The organism is Massilia oculi, from assembly GCF_003143515.1.
In the GTDB taxonomy this organism is placed as follows: domain Bacteria; phylum Pseudomonadota; class Gammaproteobacteria; order Burkholderiales; family Burkholderiaceae_D; genus Telluria; species Telluria oculi.
This window is the reverse complement of record NZ_CP029343.1, coordinates 3,138,908-3,156,423: the sequence shown is the minus strand read 5'-3', so window position 1 is coordinate 3,156,423 and position 17,516 is coordinate 3,138,908. Positions and strand designations below refer to the sequence as shown.

At 66.7% G+C, this 17,516-nt stretch carries 9 protein-coding genes; 5 read left to right on the top strand and 4 right to left on the bottom strand.

Going from position 1 to position 17,516, the window contains the following annotated elements; genetic code table 11:
• Positions 1–13: 13 nt before the first annotated feature.
• Positions 14–1,453 (bottom strand): dihydrolipoyl dehydrogenase, encoded by a 1,440-nt coding sequence (locus DIR46_RS14475; RefSeq protein WP_109345861.1) that lies wholly within the window; start codon positions 1,451–1,453, stop codon positions 14–16.
• A gap of 174 nt (positions 1,454–1,627) precedes the next feature.
• Between DIR46_RS14475 and DIR46_RS14470 the strand changes: the two genes are divergently transcribed.
• Positions 1,628–2,077: a PEP-CTERM sorting domain-containing protein gene (locus tag DIR46_RS14470; protein WP_109345860.1), complete on the top strand. Its 450-nt coding sequence runs from the start codon at positions 1,628–1,630 to the stop codon at positions 2,075–2,077.
• A 16-nt stretch (positions 2,078–2,093) separates the two neighbouring features.
• On the opposite strand, the gene DIR46_RS26145 is transcribed toward DIR46_RS14470, so the two are convergent.
• From DIR46_RS26145 to hemE, 3 genes are all read right to left on the bottom strand, one after another.
• Positions 2,094–3,683: an eCIS core domain-containing protein gene (locus DIR46_RS26145; RefSeq protein ID WP_115766705.1), complete on the bottom strand. Its 1,590-nt coding sequence runs from the start codon at positions 3,681–3,683 to the stop codon at positions 2,094–2,096.
• Between the two features lie 135 nt (positions 3,684–3,818).
• A complete protein-coding gene (locus DIR46_RS14460) occupies positions 3,819–5,825 on the bottom strand; it encodes a primosomal protein N' (protein WP_109345859.1) in 2,007 nt (668 codons plus the stop codon).
• Positions 5,826–6,403: 578 nt separating this feature from the next.
• Positions 6,404–7,486: a uroporphyrinogen decarboxylase gene (gene hemE, locus DIR46_RS14455; RefSeq protein ID WP_109345858.1), complete on the bottom strand. Its 1,083-nt coding sequence runs from the start codon at positions 7,484–7,486 to the stop codon at positions 6,404–6,406.
• Between the two features lie 91 nt (positions 7,487–7,577).
• Between hemE and DIR46_RS14450 the strand changes: the two genes are divergently transcribed.
• From DIR46_RS14450 to DIR46_RS14435, 4 genes are all read left to right on the top strand, one after another.
• Complete coding sequence (locus DIR46_RS14450; protein ID WP_109345857.1) at positions 7,578–9,509, top strand: S9 family peptidase; 1,932 nt, start codon at positions 7,578–7,580, stop codon at positions 9,507–9,509.
• Positions 9,506–13,657 (top strand): DEAD/DEAH box helicase, encoded by a 4,152-nt coding sequence (locus DIR46_RS14445; protein WP_109345856.1) that lies wholly within the window; start codon positions 9,506–9,508, stop codon positions 13,655–13,657. The genes DIR46_RS14450 and DIR46_RS14445 overlap by 4 nt, the downstream gene beginning before the upstream one ends.
• A 294-nt stretch (positions 13,658–13,951) precedes the next feature.
• Positions 13,952–15,838, top strand: a complete 1,887-nt coding sequence (locus tag DIR46_RS14440) for a DUF885 domain-containing protein (RefSeq protein WP_109345855.1) — start codon at positions 13,952–13,954, stop codon at positions 15,836–15,838.
• Between the two features lie 138 nt (positions 15,839–15,976).
• Complete coding sequence (locus tag DIR46_RS14435; protein WP_370659976.1) at positions 15,977–17,488, top strand: extracellular catalytic domain type 1 short-chain-length polyhydroxyalkanoate depolymerase; 1,512 nt, start codon at positions 15,977–15,979, stop codon at positions 17,486–17,488.
• Positions 17,489–17,516 lie beyond the last annotated feature (28 nt).

Here is a 17,516-nt window from a genome sequence, read left to right as displayed (position 1 = left end):
CGTCAACGCAGTGTCAAGTACCCGGCTCGGTATCGGCCGGGTCGGTCTGGCTGTCGCCCTTCGACAGGTTGGTGGCCAGGTCGCGCAGCGCGGTGCGCACGCCCTCCTCGATCACCGGATGGTAGAACGGCATCTCGAGCATCTGGTCGACCGTCAGGCGCATCTGGAATGCCCACGACAGCAGATGGGCCAGGTGCTCGGCGCGTGGCGCGATCATCTCGGCGCCCAGGAACAGCCGGGTGCCATACTCGGCGTACACCCGCAACATCCCCTTGTTCTGCAACATCACCCGGCTGCGGCCCTGGTTGGCGAAGGACACGCTGCCGACCGCGAACTTGCGCTGGCCGCCGGCGCACAAGGCCTTGTAGTTCTTGCCCAGGGTGGCGATATTCGGCTCGGTGAAGGCGACCGCAATCGGCGCGCGGCGCAGGCCCGGACGCACATCCGGGAAGCGGCCCGCGTTGTCGCCGGCAATCTTGCCGTGGTCGGCCGCATCGTGCAATAACGGACGCTCGTTGTTGGCGTCGCCCGCGATGAAGATATTGCTGGTGCCGCACTGCATGGTGCGGGCGTCGAACACGGGGATGCCGTCCGGCCCCAGCTCCAGGCCCGTGTGCTCGAGCCCCAGGTCGTGCACGTTCGGCGTGCGGCCGGCCGTCATCAAGACATACTGGAAGCGCTCGGTGCTTTCCTTGCCCAGCGCATCGCGCACCGTCAGCGCCACCTCGTCGCCCTCCTGCACCGCCCCGACCACCTCGGTCTGGAAGGCGATGTCGAGTTCTTCCATCAAGACCCGTCCCGCGCAGCGCAGCACCTCCGGATCGGTGATGTTGGCGATGCTGCCGCCGCGCGCGTAGAAGCGCACGCGCACGCCGAGCCGGGCCAGGGCCTGGCCCAGTTCCAGGCCGATGACGCCGGTGCCGATCACGGCCACCGAGCGCGGCAGGTCGTCCCAATAGAACACGTCGTCGCTGGTGACGATGCCGGGACCGACGTTCTCCAGCTGCGGCAGGCGCAGCGGCGTGGAGCCGGTGGCGATCACGATGCGACCGGCCTGGATCTCGGTGTGGTCGTCGACCACCAGCGTGCAGGGGCCCGTGAAGCGCGCGCGGCCCTGCAGGCGGTCCTGCACCGGCATCGCCTCCACCCCTTCGAGCACGAAGCCGACGAAGCGGTCGCGTTCGCGCTTGACCCTTTCCATCACGGCGCGGCCGTCGATGCGTTTATCTAAGGCATGCACGCCGAATGGCGCGGACGTATCGATCACGTGGGACGCCTCGGCCGCCGCGATCAGGAGCTTGCTCGGCATGCAGCCGACCCGGGCGCAGGTGGTGCCGTACTGGCCGCTCTCGATCGCCACCGTCCGGGCCCCCAGCGTCTTGGCGGCGCGGTAGGCGGTCATGCCGGCGGTGCCGGTGCCGATGATGGCGACGTCCACGTTGAGTTGTTTCATTGCTGGTCTCCACTGCTGCGCTAATGACAGGCAAGACGATACGCTATTTTGCCGCCGCTGGTGGCGACATGCATCTTGCATGTCGAGCAACTTTACGTGCCGATCTCTATCGGGGGACACACTTTATTAATTTCCCATTAGAAATCAGTCGATTGCGAGAACTACGACAACACAGTGGTACTGCTAGACGTCGGCGCCAACTCGGTCGTCACCAGCATCGCCTACGATGTCACCCTGACCGCCGATTCGCCGAGCTGGCTGGCGGACATGGTCGTCGGCTTCGAGAACTCCAAGCAGACCGACGGCGTGTTCTTCACGCCGGGCATCGAGGAATGGTTCCCGGGTATCATGAGCTACTTGGGCTTCGCCGACCTGGCCCTGCTGGGCCTGGCGTTCGAAGTCGGCGTCGACGGCATCCTGCGCCTGGAATTCTTCGAAGACTGGGACGATCTGGTGGGGGTGGACGGCCAGTGGGACTTCGGCACCATCACCTTCGGCATCGAAACGGTCGACGTGGAAGAGCCTGGCGAAGTCCCCGAGCCGTCCACCACCCTGCTGATAGGTGCCGGCCTCGCGATGCTGGGCGACACCGGCCGCCGCCGCGCCGCCGGCGAAAGCGCCTGAGCAGGTCCCGGCAAGCTCACTTCCAGACGTAGACCCCGCCATTGTGTCCATGCTTGGCGTGGACGGTGCGGTCTACCAGCACCATTTTGTAATAGGTGGTCAGGTGGTGCCAGGTCCAGTCGGGCGGGCTGCTGTTGCCGAAGCCGTTCTTCATGATCCGGTTCGCCATGGAAAAATGCTGCCCGCGGCTCGCGCCGGGAATCTTGATCTTGGTTCCGCTCAGCGTGATGCCGTAGTTGGCCTTGCCTGAGCCCTTGTTCAGCTGAACCTCGCTGCCCGGCTTCATCGGATTCTTCCAGACCTTTTGTTTGTTGACCTTGCCGAAATCGATGCTGCCAAGGTTGTCGAGCTTATAGGTGACGTCCTTGAAATTGCCGTGCTTATGGGTGGTGTATCCGGCCTGGTAACTCAGCGCGCCGGGTGTGCGTGCCTTCTGTATCGGCTTGCCGCCGTTCACAAGCTGCTTGAACTGCGTGCGCGTCAACACGCCTTGATTGAACCATGTGAGGAACAGCGCGTGGGTCGCTTGCGCACCTGCGTTCCGCGCCAGGTCTTCAAACTGCTGATACAGCCCGGGGTGGCGCATGACCAGGGCCTCGGCCAGCACCGCTTGCTCGTCAGATTCAATTTCCGACAACATCAAGTCCCCCGGATCGAGTTCCTCTTCCGGATTGTCGCTGACCTGGTCCTCGGCGTGCTCGGGATCCTCCATCGCATCCTCGGGCAGGTGCAGATGATCCAGCGTGTTCCCCAGCAATTGCTCGATAGTCCATGCCTGGTCGCTGGTCAAAGCATGGCGAAGTGCGGTACTGGCTTCGTCGATCAATTCGATATTGCCGCTCTCGTAGGCAGTGGCGATACGCCAGTGCAGGGCCGTGGCAGCCTCCGTCATGCCGAGCTGGTGGCCGATATTCGCAAGCTCACGCAGGGGATCATTCCATACCTTTTCCTTCAACCCATCGTCGAGCCGACGCTGATGGCCGTCGACCCATACGGCTTGCGCGATTGCCGCGCCGCCCGGGGCCGCCCGAGGTGCAGGTTCGACGGCCGCGCCCGCCGGGGGCGCAGCCGAGAGTGCCCTCGCGCCCATCACATCCGCCTCACGCTCCAGGCCAGGATCGTCGTTCACGGCGACGCCGCCCTGCATTTGCAGAGTCGGCTGGACCCGTCCTTCGGCTTGCTGCACCAGGTGCCAGGCCTCGTGCGGCAAATGCCGCTCTTGCCCCGGCGCCACGTGAATTTCGCGGCCTTGCGCATAGGCATGCGCGTTCAAGCGGCCCGGCGCAGACGAGTTATAGTGAACGTTGACGTCGCTCAGATCGTGCCCCGACAGTGACTCGACGCCCGATTTGAGCCTGTCAGGCAGGCCGGTGCGGTTGACCGCCACGGCGGTGTCGTCCTGCGCCAGCTGGGCCGCTCCCTGGCCCTGCACGGCGCCACGCCCGGGCTGCCGGTTCCCGAACAGTTGCGCAACCAGTGCGCGCTGGGCAGTCATGCGCGGGCTGTTGCCGATCATGTCGGCGAGCGCGCCGGCGTTCGCGCGGTCCTGCTTCGCCTCAAGGCGCGGTTGTACGGTCCGCTGGTCGACACTCGGTTCAGCTTTCATGCGATTCCGGCAATCATGGCAACGACGACAAGTGATGGAGCAAGGCGCTTCATTTCCCTGAGGATATCAGCTTATTAACCAGAGTCAATTATTGCGCCTTACGTTCAGACCCATGCGCAACAACGCCGACCGCACTCAGATATCGACCGGGTCGACTTCAAGCGACCACTTCACGCGCGACTTCATCGCCCGCAGCTGCAGGTTCCAGACCCGCAGGAAGGCCTGCAGCGCGGGCCGCGAGCTGGATTCGACCAGCAGCTGGGCGCGGTCCACGTTGTGGACCCGGGTCATCGTCATCGGGATCGGGTCGTTGATCATGATCCCGTCGGCCGGCAGGCAGTCGCGCGCCGCCTCCAGGAATGCGATCGCGATCGGCAGCTCCTTCGCCTCGGCGCGCAGCAAGGCCTGGTACATGAAGGGCGGCAGCCCGGCTTCCTTCCTCTCTTCGAGCAGCTGGCCGGCAAAGCGCTCGTAATCGTGGCGCATCACCGCGCCGTACAGCGGGTGCTGCGCATACCTGGTCTGCACCAGCACCTCGGACGGCGCGCCGGCGCGGCCGGCCCGGCCCGCCACCTGCATCAGCTGGGCGAACAGGCGCTCGCTGGCGCGATAGTCCTGCGAGAACAGGGCGGTATCGGGGTTCAGGATCCCGACCAGGGTCAGCTTCTTGAAGTCGTGGCCCTTGGCGACCATCTGCGTGCCGATCAGGATGTCCACCTCGCCCCGGTGCACGCTGTCGAAGGCGGCTTGCGCGCTGCCCTTCAGGCGCGTGGAGTCGGCATCGATGCGCAGGATGCGCGCCTCGGGGAACATGGCTTGCAGCCCTTCCTCGACCCGCTGGGTGCCGCGTCCCAGCGGCTGCAGGTCGACGTTGCCGCAGGTCGGGCAGGAACGCGGAATGCGCAATTCGAGGCTGCAGTGGTGGCAGCGCAGCCGGTGCTCGGGCTTGTGCAGCACCATGAAGGCGGTGCAGCGGGTGCAGTTGCTGATCCAGCCGCAGGCGTCGCAGCAGATCACCGGGGCATAGCCGCGCCGGTTCAGGAACAGGAGCGACTGCTCGCCGCGCTCCAGCCGCCCGCGCAGGGCCGCCAGCACCTCGCTCGTCAGTCCGTCGCGCGCGCGGTCGCGTTCCATGTCCACCAGCCTGACTGTCGGCAGCACGGCGTCGCGCACGGCGCGCTCGCGCAGGTCCAGCCGCCGGTAGCGTCCCGAGCGCGCGTGATGCCAGGATTCGAGCGAAGGCGTGGCCGAGCCGAGCACGATCGGGATCCCCAGCTGGTGGGCGCGCCACACGGCCAGGTCGCGCGCCGAATAGCGCAAGCCTTCCTGCTGCTTGTACGAGGGGTCGTGCTCTTCGTCGATCACGATCAGTTGCAGGTTCGGCAGCGAGGCCAGGATCGCCAGCCGGGTGCCGAGCACGATGCGCGCCTGGCCGCTGTGCGCGGCCAGCCAGTGCAGCATGCGCTCGCCCTCGGACAGGCTGCTGTGCAGGGTGGCCAGCATCATGCCCGGGAAGCGGGCCCGGATATTCCCTTCCAGCTGCGGCGTCAGGTTGATCTCGGGGACCATGATCAGGATCTGCGCCTGCGGGTCGCGCGCCAGCACCCGGGCGCAGGCCTGCAGGTAGACCTCGGTCTTGCCGCTGCCGGTCACGCCCCACAACAGCAGCGGTGTGAAACCGTCGGCGCCGCCGATCGCGGCGGCCGCCTCTTGCTGGGAGGGATTCAGCACCGGCATGTCGACCGCCGTCGCATCCTGTTGCCGATCGAGCTTGGCCAGTTTTTTCAGGGCGCGGTCCAGCGCCACCGTCGTGGGCACCCGCAGGTTCTTGGGCAGGCCGGGCAGCGCCACCTCGCCCAGCGGACGCTGGTAGTAATCGGCGGCGAAGCGCGCCAGGGCGATCCAGCGCTCCGCCAGCGGGGACAGCTGGCTGCGCACGGCCAGGGCATCCTTCAGTTTTGCGGGCGGGACATCGGTTCGGTCCTTGACCGCGACGATCAGGGCCATGACTTCGCGGCGCGCGAACGGCACCAGCGCCAGCTGGCCGGGCAGCGGTTCCTCGCCCGGCCGGCATGGCCAGCGGTAGTCGAAACTGCTGTTCAGCGGTGTATCGAGCACCACTTCCAGGAAGCAGTGGTCCACAAAGCAATGCGTGCTATCGATGCTGGTTGACAATCTGGGCCCTGTGCAAATCTGTGGAAAACTTTGTGAATAGCGTGGGGCTTGACCCCATCAAAGGTTTACGTTAGATCAAGTCGCAATCGATAATTCTCAAATTCAAGACTATTTTTCACTTATGAATCAATAGCTTGCATATTCGTCCTGAGACCTGCTAACAAGCTCGGGGGATTTTTCCGCGTTGTGCATAACTAGGGTGGCCGGCGTGGAAAACTCGCCGCATTGCGTCACAAACTTAAGGCAATACTTGAAGAAGCACGCTAAGTCCCGGTAAACCAAGCACTTTTCCCCATTATCAAAACGTCTGTTGATAACTTTGTGAACAAGAGCCGAAACTGGCTGAAATCTACTGGACAACCTTGTGGTGCAGGACGCACTCAGCACTGCGCCGAAGCAAAAAACTCTTATAAATCATCGCCTTACGTTGATTCAGAAGATGCTGAGATGTCCACAGGAATTTTTACCCGCTTTTAGGAAGTTGTGAACAAGTGAGGGGTCGATTGGCGGCCTTGTCAAGAGCGCCGCCAATCGCAGGGGATAATTCAGGCGGCGCGCTGCTTGCGGCTGAAACCATGAACGGCGTCGACCATGGCGCTGACCGATTCCGGCGGCGTGAATTGCGAGATGCCGTGGCCCAGGTTGAACACGTGGCCGTGGCCGCTCGACGGCGCACCATAGGCGGCGAGCGAGCGCTCGACTTCGGCGCGGATCTGGTCCGGCTCGGCGAACAGGATGGCCGGATCGAGATTGCCCTGCAGCGCCACGCGGTCGCCCACCAGCTTGCGCGCGCGGCCCAGGTTGACGGTCCAGTCCAGGCCCAGCGCGTCGGCGCCGATGTCGGCCATCTCGTCCAGCCAGATGCCGCCGCCCTTGGTAAACACGATCGCCGGGATGCGCACGCCGTCGTGCTCGCGCTTCAGGCCGGCGACGATCTTGCGCATGTAGTCCAGCGAAAATTCTTGGTAGGCGCCGTCGGCCAGCGCCCCGCCCCAGGAGTCGAAGATCATCACGGCCTGGGCGCCGGCGTCGATCTGGGCGTTCAGGTACTGGGTCACGGCCTGCGCATTGATGTCCAGGATGCGGTGCATCAGGTCCGGACGGCTGTACAGCATCTTCTTGACCGTGTGGAATTCACGCGAGCCGCCCCCTTCGACCATATAGCAGGCCAGCGTCCACGGGCTGCCCGAGAAGCCGATCAGCGGCACGCGGCCGTTCAGCGCGGTGCGGATCGAGGTCACGGCCTTGAACACATAGTCGAGCGACGCCATGTCGGGGACGGCCAGCGCGTTCACTTCCGCTTCGGTGCGCAGCGGACGCTCGAACTTCGGGCCTTCGCCGTCGGCAAAATACAGGCCCAGGCCCATCGCGTCCGGCACCGTCAGGATGTCCGAGAACAGGATCGACGCGTCCAGCGGATAGCGGTCGATCGGCTGCAGCGTGACTTCGGTGGCGTAGTCGGGATTCTTCGCCAGCCCCAGGAACGAACCGGCGCGCGCGCGGGTGGCGCGGTATTCCGGCAGGTAGCGGCCCGCCTGGCGCATCAGCCACACCGGGGTGTAGTCAGTCGGCTGGCGCAACAGCGCACGCAGGAAGGTGTCGTTCTGGAGCGGGGCAAATTGTGGCATGGCTGACAATGGCGTTGGTAAGGAAACGGCTATTATCGCATTCTTGGGCGAACACTATAATAGGCGCCCCACCAAGGAAAGAGCCCAGATCATGACGATTGCTACCAGCAAACAACCTTTGCCTTGCGGTGCCTGGCCCTCGCCGATCAGCGCCGCGGTGGTTGCCGCCGGCGCGGTGCCGCTGGCCCAGCTGATGCTCGACGGGCCGCGCCTGGGCTGGCTCGAGGGTCGCGCCAGCGAGGGCGGACGCACGACGCTCATGGTGCACGATGCCAACGGCACGCGCGAGCTGACCCCGGCGCCGTTCAATGTGCGCAGCCGCGTCCATGAATATGGCGGCGGCGCCTGCCTGCTCGCCGGCGGCACGGCATGGTTCTCGCACCATGTGGACAATCGCCTGTACCGGGTCGAGCCTGACGGCGAGCCGGTCGCCCTGACCGCCGAGGGCACGGGCCACCGCTTTGCCGACTTCGTGCTCGATGGCGCGCGCCAGCGCCTGATCGCCGTGCGCGAGGATCACTCGGCCGGCGCCGCCTACCCTGTCAATACCTTGTGCGCGGTGGGCTTCGACGGCATCGAGACCGTGCTCGTGGACGGCAACGACTTCTATGCGGCGCCGCGCCTGTCGCCCGATGGCCGCCAGCTGGCCTGGCTGTGCTGGGACCATCCGCGCATGCCGTGGGAAGGCACGGAGCTGTGGCTGGCCGACGTGCTGGATGATGGGACGCTGGTGAACGGCCGCCTGGTCGCGGGCGGCGCGGAAGAATCGATCTGCCAGCCCGAGTGGTCGCCCGGCGGCCTGCTGCACTTCGTGTCGGACCGCAGCGGCTGGTGGAACCTGTACCGCTACGACCACGGCGTGGTGCATGCGCTGTGCCCGCGTGAAGCCGAATTCGCCGGCCCGCACTGGAGCTTCGGCGGTTCGCTGTACGGCTTCCGTTCCGGGGACGAGATCGTGTGCGCCTACGTCGAACAAGGCGTCAGCTACCTGGCAAGGCTGGCGGGCGGCAACTTGATACCGCTGGAATCGCCGTATGAAGAGATCCGCGAGCTGCGGGTGCAGGGCGACGTCGTGGCCGTGCTGGGCGGCGCGCCGACCATCGCGCCGGAACTGGCGCGGATCGACCTGACCAACAACAGCAGCGAGGTGCTGGCGCATTCGATCCCGCAACTGCCGGCGACCGGCTACCTGTCGGTGCCGCTGGCGATCGATTATCCGAGCGGGAATGGTCGCACCGCCCACGCCTTCTATTATGCGCCGACCAATGCCGACCATGTTCCGCAACACGGCGAGCTGCCGCCGCTGATCGTGATCGGCCACGGCGGCCCGACCGGCATGGCGGCCAGCACCCTGAAGCTGTCCACCCAATACTGGACCAGCCGCGGCTTCGCCGTGCTCGACGTGAACTATGGCGGCAGCACCGGCTTCGGCCGCGACTACCGCAACCTGCTCAAGCACCAGTGGGGCGTGGTCGACGTCGAGGATTGCGTGGCCGGCGCGCGCCACCTGGCGGCGCAAGGCGTCGTCGACCCCGAACGCCTGCTGATCCGCGGCAGCAGCGCCGGCGGCCTGACCGTGCTGTCGGCACTGAGCTTCCATGATGTGTTCAAGGCCGGCGCCAGCTACTACGGAGTGTCCGACCTGGCCGGCCTGGACGCCGATTCGCACAAGTTCGAGTCGCACTACAACCAGTACCTGATCGCGCCGCCGGAAACCGCCGCAGCGGTCTACCGCGAGCGCTCGCCGATCCACCACACAGATAAACTGCGGCGGCCGATGATCTTCTTCCAGGGCCTGGACGACAAGGTCGTGCCGCCGCAGCAGTCCGAGAGCGTGGTCGAGGCGCTGCGCGCGCGCAAGCTGCCGGTGGCCTACCTGACGCTCGAAGGCGAAGGCCATGGCTTTCGCAAGGCGTCCAGCGTGGTGCGCACGCTCGAAGCGGAATTGTATTTCTACCTGCGCGTGTTCGGCATCCCGGTGCCGGACGGCCTGCCTGCGATCGAGATCGAGAACCTCGCATGATGGTGGAGGACGTGGGCGCGCGGCTGGCCGCCTGCACGGCGGAAGAGCGTGCGCTGCTGGTCGTGCTGGCGATCGCGGGCGAACCGATGGGCCGCCAGCGCATCCTGGAGCATATGCGGGCCCTGGGCGTGGCGCTGCCGATCGCGCAATGGGTCGATGAACTGGCGCGCCTGCGCGAGCGCAAGCTGGTGGTCGACATGGGCGAGCGCGGCACCGGCATCGCGCCCGAGCTGTCCTGGCCGGTGCTGGACGCGGCGCTCGACGATGGCCTGTTCGACGGCGTGGCCGCCGCCTATGCCCAGGTCTCGACCGTGCGGCGCGACTGGCAGGGCACCCTGATGCTGCGCAGCTACCGCCAGGGCCTGGCCCTGCTGCGCATCGCCCTGCTTACCGGACGAGAGTACGACGTCGTTTCACCCCTGCTGGATGCCTGCCTGCGCTGCCACGAGTCGAGCTACCTGCATCCGCTGGTCGACGTCTGCGCGCGTCCTTTCGCACCAGGCATGATGGAGCGCATCCATCCGCGCATGCGCGAAGGCATCCTGCACATCCTGATCATGCATGCGCGCAGCGAACCGGCGCTGGCGCCTGGCGTGCGCGAGTACGCCGAGCGCCTGATACCGCGCAGCAGCCCGGAAAGCCCGCTGCGCCGCTCGCTGGGCGAGCACTACATCCTGTGCGGGCGGCTGGACGACGCCTTGTCGCTGGTGGACGAGACGGGCGATTCGCCCGGCCTGTTCCTGCGCAGCGTGGTGCAGGTGCTGCGCGACGATAGCGATGCTGGCGTGGCCGGCATCGACGCGTCGATCAAGCAGCTGCGCCGCGAGACCGGCAGGCGCAAGGCCGTGTTCGACGGCCACTGCGCGCACATCGCGATGACCGCCCTGCTGCGCAGCAGCGATCCGGGCCACCGCAAGCTGGCGGACGCCTGGCTCGAGATCGAGACGCGCGCGGTCCAGCGGCCCGACAACGCGGTCTGGTTCCAGCTCGGCATGCTGCACGAGATCCAGCGCGGCACCGTCGACGCCGCGCTGTTCGCCACGCGCAGCTGGGAGATGTCGCTGGAGCCGACCGTGTTCCGCGCCCTGATCCATCACTGGCTGGCCCTGCCTGCGTTGAACGACCAGCGGGCGCGGCTGGAAGACATGCTGACCCAGTCCGAGGCGGCCGGCTTCGACCTGTGGTCGGCCCAGCTGGCCGGCGTGCTGGCGCAGATGGGACAGGCCGGCCACCTGGCGCATGAACAACGCGCGGGCGAACTGCGACGCAAGCACCGCCTGCCCGACATGAGCGGCTGGTTCGCGCGCGAAGAACCGTGGGAACGCCAGCTGAACGCCCTGATCAACCTGCAGCCGGCGGTGAACGTGGAAAGCGTTCGCAGGTCAGGCCCAACTTCGCGCCTGGTCTGGCTGATCCGCTACGACCCGCACCTGGGCGTGCAGGAGCTGGAGCCGCGCGAGCAGAAGCGCGACGCGCAAGGCGGCTGGAGCCGCGGCCGCGCCATGGGCCTGAAACGCCTGGCCGAGGAAGGCCCCGCGCTCGACTTCCTCACCGCGCAAGACCTGCAGGCGGTGAACGCGATCGCCGGCCGCCGCTACTACGCCGGCAGCGGCATCCGTTTCGAACTCGAAGTGCACAAGGCACTGGCAAGCCTGGTCGGCCACCCGCTGCTGTTCTGGATGGATTCGCCCGGCACCCGGGTCGAGCTGCTGCCGGGCGAGCCGGAATTGCTGGTCAAGAAACTGGGCGACAAGGTGTCGATCGCGCTGAACCCGCCGGTAGAGGACAATGACGGCGAGGTCGTGGTCACGCGCGAGACGCCGACCCGCCTGCGCCTGGTGCAGATCAGGGACGAGCATCGCCGCATCGCCGCCATCGTCGGCGAAGGCTTGACGGTGCCGTTGGCGGCCGAACGCCGCGTTCTGCGCGCGATCGGCGCGGTGTCGTCGATCGTCACCGTGCAGTCGGACATCGGCGCCAGCAGCAGCGATATCGAGACCGTGCCGGCCGATCCGCGCCTGCACGTGCTGCTGCGTCCCTACCAGCACGGCATGCGCATGCAGCTGCTGGTGCGTCCCCTGCCGGGCGGCGCTTATTACGGCCCCGGCGAAGGCGCGGCCAATGTGATTGCCGACGTCGACGGCATCCGCACCGAAGCCCGACGCATTCTTCATGCCGAGCGCGAGGCCGAGCGCCAGCTGATCGGCGCATGCCAGGCCCTCGAACACGCGGAACCGGACCACGGCGAATGGCTGCTCGGCCAGCCCCTGCTGGCACTGGAACTGGTCGACCAGCTACGCGCGCTGGACAGCGAGTCCATCGTGGTCGCCTGGCCCGAGGGCGAAAAATTCAGGGTCACGAAAAAGGCCACGACGAAGTCGGTGCGGGTGCAGATCCGGCGCGAGCGCGACTGGTTCGCGGCCAGCGGCGACGTCGTGATCGACGAAGGCCGCGTGATGAACCTGCGCACCCTGCTGGAAAAGATCCAGGAAAGCGGCAGCCGCTTCGTGGCCCTGGGCGAGAACGAATACCTGGCCCTGTCGGACGAGCTGCACCGGCGCCTGACGGAGCTGGGCGCCTATGGCGAACTGCATGGCGACGGCATCCGCACCCATGCGCTGGCCAGTTTCGCGCTGGACGAACTGGCGCGGGACGCCGGCAGCGTCGATGCCGACAAGGCCTGGCAGGGGCACCTGAAACGCATGGCCGACAATGCCGCGTACCTGCCCAAGCTGCCGTCCACCCTGCAGGCCGAGCTGCGCGATTACCAGGTCGACGGCTTCCAGTGGCTGGCGCGCCTGGCGCACTGGGGCGTCGGCGCCTGCCTGGCCGACGACATGGGTCTCGGCAAGACGCTGCAGGCGCTGGCGCTGCTGCTCACGCGCGCCAAGGACGGCCCGGCGCTGGTGGTGGCGCCGACCTCCGTCTGCCTGAACTGGATCGACGAGGCCGCGCGCTTCGCGCCGACCCTGAACCTGAAGCTGTTCGGCCCCGGCGAGCGCGCCGCCACGGTCGACGACGCGGGGCCGTTCGACGTGGTCGTGGTCAGCTACGGCCTGCTGCAGCTCGAAGTGGCGCGCTTCAAGGGCCGGCGCTGGCACAGCATCGTGCTCGACGAGGCCCAGGCGATCAAGAACATGCACACCAAGCGCTCGCAGGCGGTGATGGCGCTGCAGGGGGACTTCCGCATGGCGGCCACCGGCACGCCGCTGGAAAACCACCTGGGAGAATTGTGGAACCTGTTCCGCTTCATCAATCCGGGCCTGCTGGGCAGCGCCGACCAGTTCCAGCTACGCTTCGCCGGCCCGATCGAGAAAGCCCAGGACAAACGCGCGGAGGCGGGCGCGCGCGCACGTTTGAAGCGCCTGACCGCGCCCTTCATCCTGCGCCGCACCAAGGCGCAGGTGCTGTCCGAGCTGCCGCCGCGCACCGAGATCGTGGTCCCGGTGGAACTGAGCGCCGAAGAGAACGCGCTCTATGAATCGCTGCGCCGCCAGGCCCTCGACAAGCTGGCCGCGCTCGAGGCGCCCGAGGGGCAGAAGGCGATCGAGATCCTGGCCGAGATGATGCGGCTGCGCCGCGCCTGCTGCAATCCCGAGCTGGTGGCGCCTGGCGCCGGCATCGCCAGCAGCAAGCTGGCGACGTTCGCGCGCCTGACCACCGACCTGCTCGAGAACCGGCACAAGGTGCTGGTGTTCAGCCAGTTCGTCGACCACCTGACCCTGATCCGCCATTACCTCGATGCCCAGGGCGTCGCCTACCAGTATCTGGACGGCTCGACGCCGATCCAGGAACGCAAGCGCCGCGTGGACGCCTTCCAGGCCGGCGAGGGCGACCTGTTCCTCATCAGCCTGAAGGCGGGCGGCGTCGGCATCAACCTGACGGCGGCCGACTACGTGATCCACATGGACCCGTGGTGGAACCCGGCGGTCGAGGACCAGGCTTCCGATCGCGCGCACCGCATGGGCCAGCAGCGGCCGGTGACCATCTACCGCCTGGTCGCGCGCGGCACGATCGAGGAAGGCATCGTCGACCTGCACCGCCACAAGCGCGACCTGGCCGACAGCCTGCTGGAAGGGACCGAAATGGCGGCGCGCATGTCGCCGGGGGATATGCTGGAGATGCTCAAGGCAGGACTCGGACGCTGAGATTGTCGATTCATTAATGTTGGCATAGAGCCTATCTCGGTAGATGGGAGGCAGCTGATGGCGATGCATGACGAGTGTGGGCAAGGCGCGAGCAGGCCGCATGGCGGCGCCATGCAACGACGAGCAACGCCGCCCACGCTTGTCATGCGCGCCAGCAGCGACTCCCATCTGCCGAGATAGGCTCTAACGTGTCGGAATGTTTCAACCGTCCGCAAAGCACGGTTTTGATGCTAATCTGCACGCCTTCGCGCCTGCGCGCATCCAGGCATCTCCTTAGTTACAGGGTTGAATACGATGATGAAAACGAAAATCGCGCTGGCGGCCTTGCTGGCGTGTTTCGCACTGACGCCGGCCGTCGCCGCCACCTCCAAGCCAGCCAAGGGCAAGGCGAAATCCTCGAAGGTCGTCAAGAAGAAGACTTCCAGCAAGGGCAAGAAAGCCCTGGTGGGCGCGGCCGCCGTCGGCGCCGGCGCCGCCTCCGCGGCTGCCGCCGGCGCGAACGCCGCCGAGATGCGCCTCGACCGCCGCATGTCGACCCTGAGCATGCAATACCTGACCGCCCTGTGGCGCATGGACCCCGAAGGCGGCATCTACGTCGGCAAGTTCGACAATGCCGCGAATCTCACCATCCCGAACGCCGACACGCGCGCGAAGCAGCTGGCCTTCGCCAACGAGTGGCTGGAAAAATTCGGCAAGCTCGATCCCAGGCAGCTGTCGCCGCGCTACCGCACCGATCTGGCCCTTCTGGTCAACAAGCTGGAGAAGGACCGCTGGCGCCTCTCCACCTGGCGCGAATACGAGTGGAACCCGTCGCAGTACAACGTCGCCGCGCCGCTCGACCTGATCCTGAACACCGACTACGCGGCCAAGCCGCAGCGCCTGCGCACCATTCTCAAGCGCCTGGCCGACGTGCCGGCCTATTACGCGGCGGCGCAGGCCTCCATCACCAACCCGACGCGCGAGCACACCCAGCTCGCGATCGGCCAGGCGCCGGGCACGATGGCCGTGCTGGCCGACCTGGGCAGGGCGGCCGAGGAATCGATATTGACGACGCAGGAAAAGGCGATCTTCGCCCAGCGCATCGCCAACGCCGGCACCGCGGTGCTGGGCTATGTCGACTTTTTGAACGGTGTCGAGAAGCGCCAGGCGGCCAGCGGCCAGGCGCGGCCTTTCCGCGCGGGCAAGGCGCTGTACGAGCAGAAGTTCGCGCTCGACATCCAGTCGTCCTCCAGCGCCGAGGAAACCTTCCGCAAGGCCCTGGTCACGCGCGAGGAACTGCTGTCGAACATGGACCGCATCTCGGACGAGCTGTGGCCGCGCTATATGGCGGGCGTGAACAAGCCGGCCGACCGCTTCCAGAAGATCGGCATGATGATCGACAAGTTATCCAGCCGCCACGTCGCGCGCGAGAACTTCTTCGCCGAGATCCGGCGCCAGATCCCGCTGCTGCAGGACTGGGTGATCAAGCACGACCTGCTGACGCTGGACCCGAGCAAGCCGCTCGAGGTGCGCGAAACGCCGATGTACCAGCGCGGCGTGGCCGGCGCCAGCATCGACGCGCCGGGCCCTTACCGCTCCAAGGACAAGACCTATTACAACGTCACGCCGATGGACAATCTCACGCCGGAACAGGCCGAGAGCAGCCTGCGCGAGTACAACGAGTGGATCCTGCAGATCCTGAACATCCACGAGGCGATCCCCGGCCACTACGCGCAGCTGGTGCACGCCAACCGCTCGCCTTCCCTGATCAAGTCGTTGTTCGGCAATGGCGCCATGGTCGAAGGCTGGGCCGTGTATGGCGAGCGCATGATGCTCGAATCGGGCTATGGCGACAACGCGCCCGAGATGTGGCTGATGTACTCGAAGTGGAACCTGCGCAGCGTGACCAACACCATCCTCGACTACAGCGTGCACGTGAACGGCATGGGCCGGGAGGCGGCGATCGACCTGCTCACCCGCCAGGCCTTCCAGACGCGCCAGGAAGCCGACGAAAAATGGCGCCGCGTGACCCTGACCTCGGTGCAGCTGACCAGTTACTTCAGCGGCTACCACCAGATCATGGAACTGCGCGAGCGCCGCAAGCAGCAGCTGGGCGAGCGCTTCAAGCTGAAGGAATTCCACGACCAGTTCCTCAGCTACGGCAATGCGCCGGTCAAGATGATCTCCGAGTTGATGCAGTGACCCTCTCCGCATGGCCCTCATGACCCATGAAGGCCGTGCAAAAACGCACAAGCGGCGTGCTCGCGCACCCGCTTGTGCGCCCCGTCTCCCGAACTATGATGAATGTGGCAGGCCTCCCGGCCAGCCCACGACAACCATATCCGGAGACATCGCATGCAGCCCTTCCATCGACGAGCGGCGCAAGCCGCGATCTGCCTGGCGCTGTGCGCGCCGTTCATCCCTGCCCTCGCACAGACTCCGGTCCAGGCCGGCCCCGGCGCCTGGAGCGCCAACCAGGTCTGGGCCAACGACACCACCCACGGCGGCGCCCTGGGCGGCTACTACTACTGGCCGGCCACGCCACCGATCCTGGACAACAAGCGCGCCCTGGTGCTGGTGCTGCACGGCTGCGCGCAGACCGCGGGCGGCGACGTCATCAACGGCAGCGGCGACGCCGGCTACAACTGGAAGGCGGTGGCCGACCAGTACGGCGCGGTGATCCTGGCGCCGAACGCCACCGGCAACGTCTACGGCACCCACTGCTGGGACTGGGCCGCCACCAACCGCAGCCGTTCCCATGGCCACACGGCGGTGCTGCTCGACCTGGTCAACCGCTTCCTCTCCAACCCGCAGTACGCGATCGATCCGAAACAGGTGTACGTGGCCGGCCTGTCCTCGGGCGGCGCCAAGGCCATGGTGCTGGGCTGCACGGCGCCCGAGGTCTTCGCCGGCCTGGGCCTCTCCGCCGCCCCGCCACCGGGCGTCACCACCGGCCAGATCTCGATCGTCCCTTCCGGCTATACGGCAACCACCGCGGCCAATGCCTGCCGCGCGATGGCGGGCAGCGCGGCCGACCATTTCGCGACCCAGGTCACGGGTGTGCTCTGGGGAACCAGCGACTACACGGTGGCGCAAGCCTATGGCCCATTGGACGCCGCCGCCATGCGCCAGGTGTATGGCGGCGCCTGGACGCAGGGCGCGGCGGTGACCGTGCCGGGCAGCGGCAGCAATGTGGAATACACGGACGCCAACGGCAAGGTGCGCACCTCGCAGATCACGGTGACGGGCCTCGGCCACGCCTGGCCGGCCGGCACGGGAGGCCAGAACGCCAACTACGTGAATGCGACCCGCGTGAACTACCCGGCCTTTATCATGGATTTCTGGTTCAACAGGAACCTGCGGGTGTCGCAGGCGCCGGCGCCCAGCATGGCCTCGTGCAGCACCAGCGTGTCGGGGTCGACGGTCACGGTGAACGGCGCCGCCAGTTTCGCCGAAGGGTCGATCGCCGGCTACCGGGTGCTGCTCACTGGCCCGTCGCCGGTCGACGACGCCGCGGCCGGCAGCGGCGCGGCGTTCAGCAAGGCCTATGCGAACCGCGCCGACGGCAGCTATGGCGGCAGCGTGACGGCCATCGGCAATAACGGACAAACGTCGAATGCCTGCGCGCTCCCCGCCTTCCAGGTGGGCGCTGGCACGCCGCCACCGCCGTTCACCTGCACGACCAGCACTGCCAGCAACTACGCCCACGTCCAGGCCGGACGCGCGCACGCGAGCGGCGGCTATGCGCTGGCCAAGGGCTCGAACCAGACCATGGGACTGTACAACGCCTTCTTCACCAGCACGCTGGCGCAGACGGCGCAGGGATACTACATCGTGGGGAATTGTCCGTAGCGCCGGGGCGGCGCCCGGCGCTGTAGCG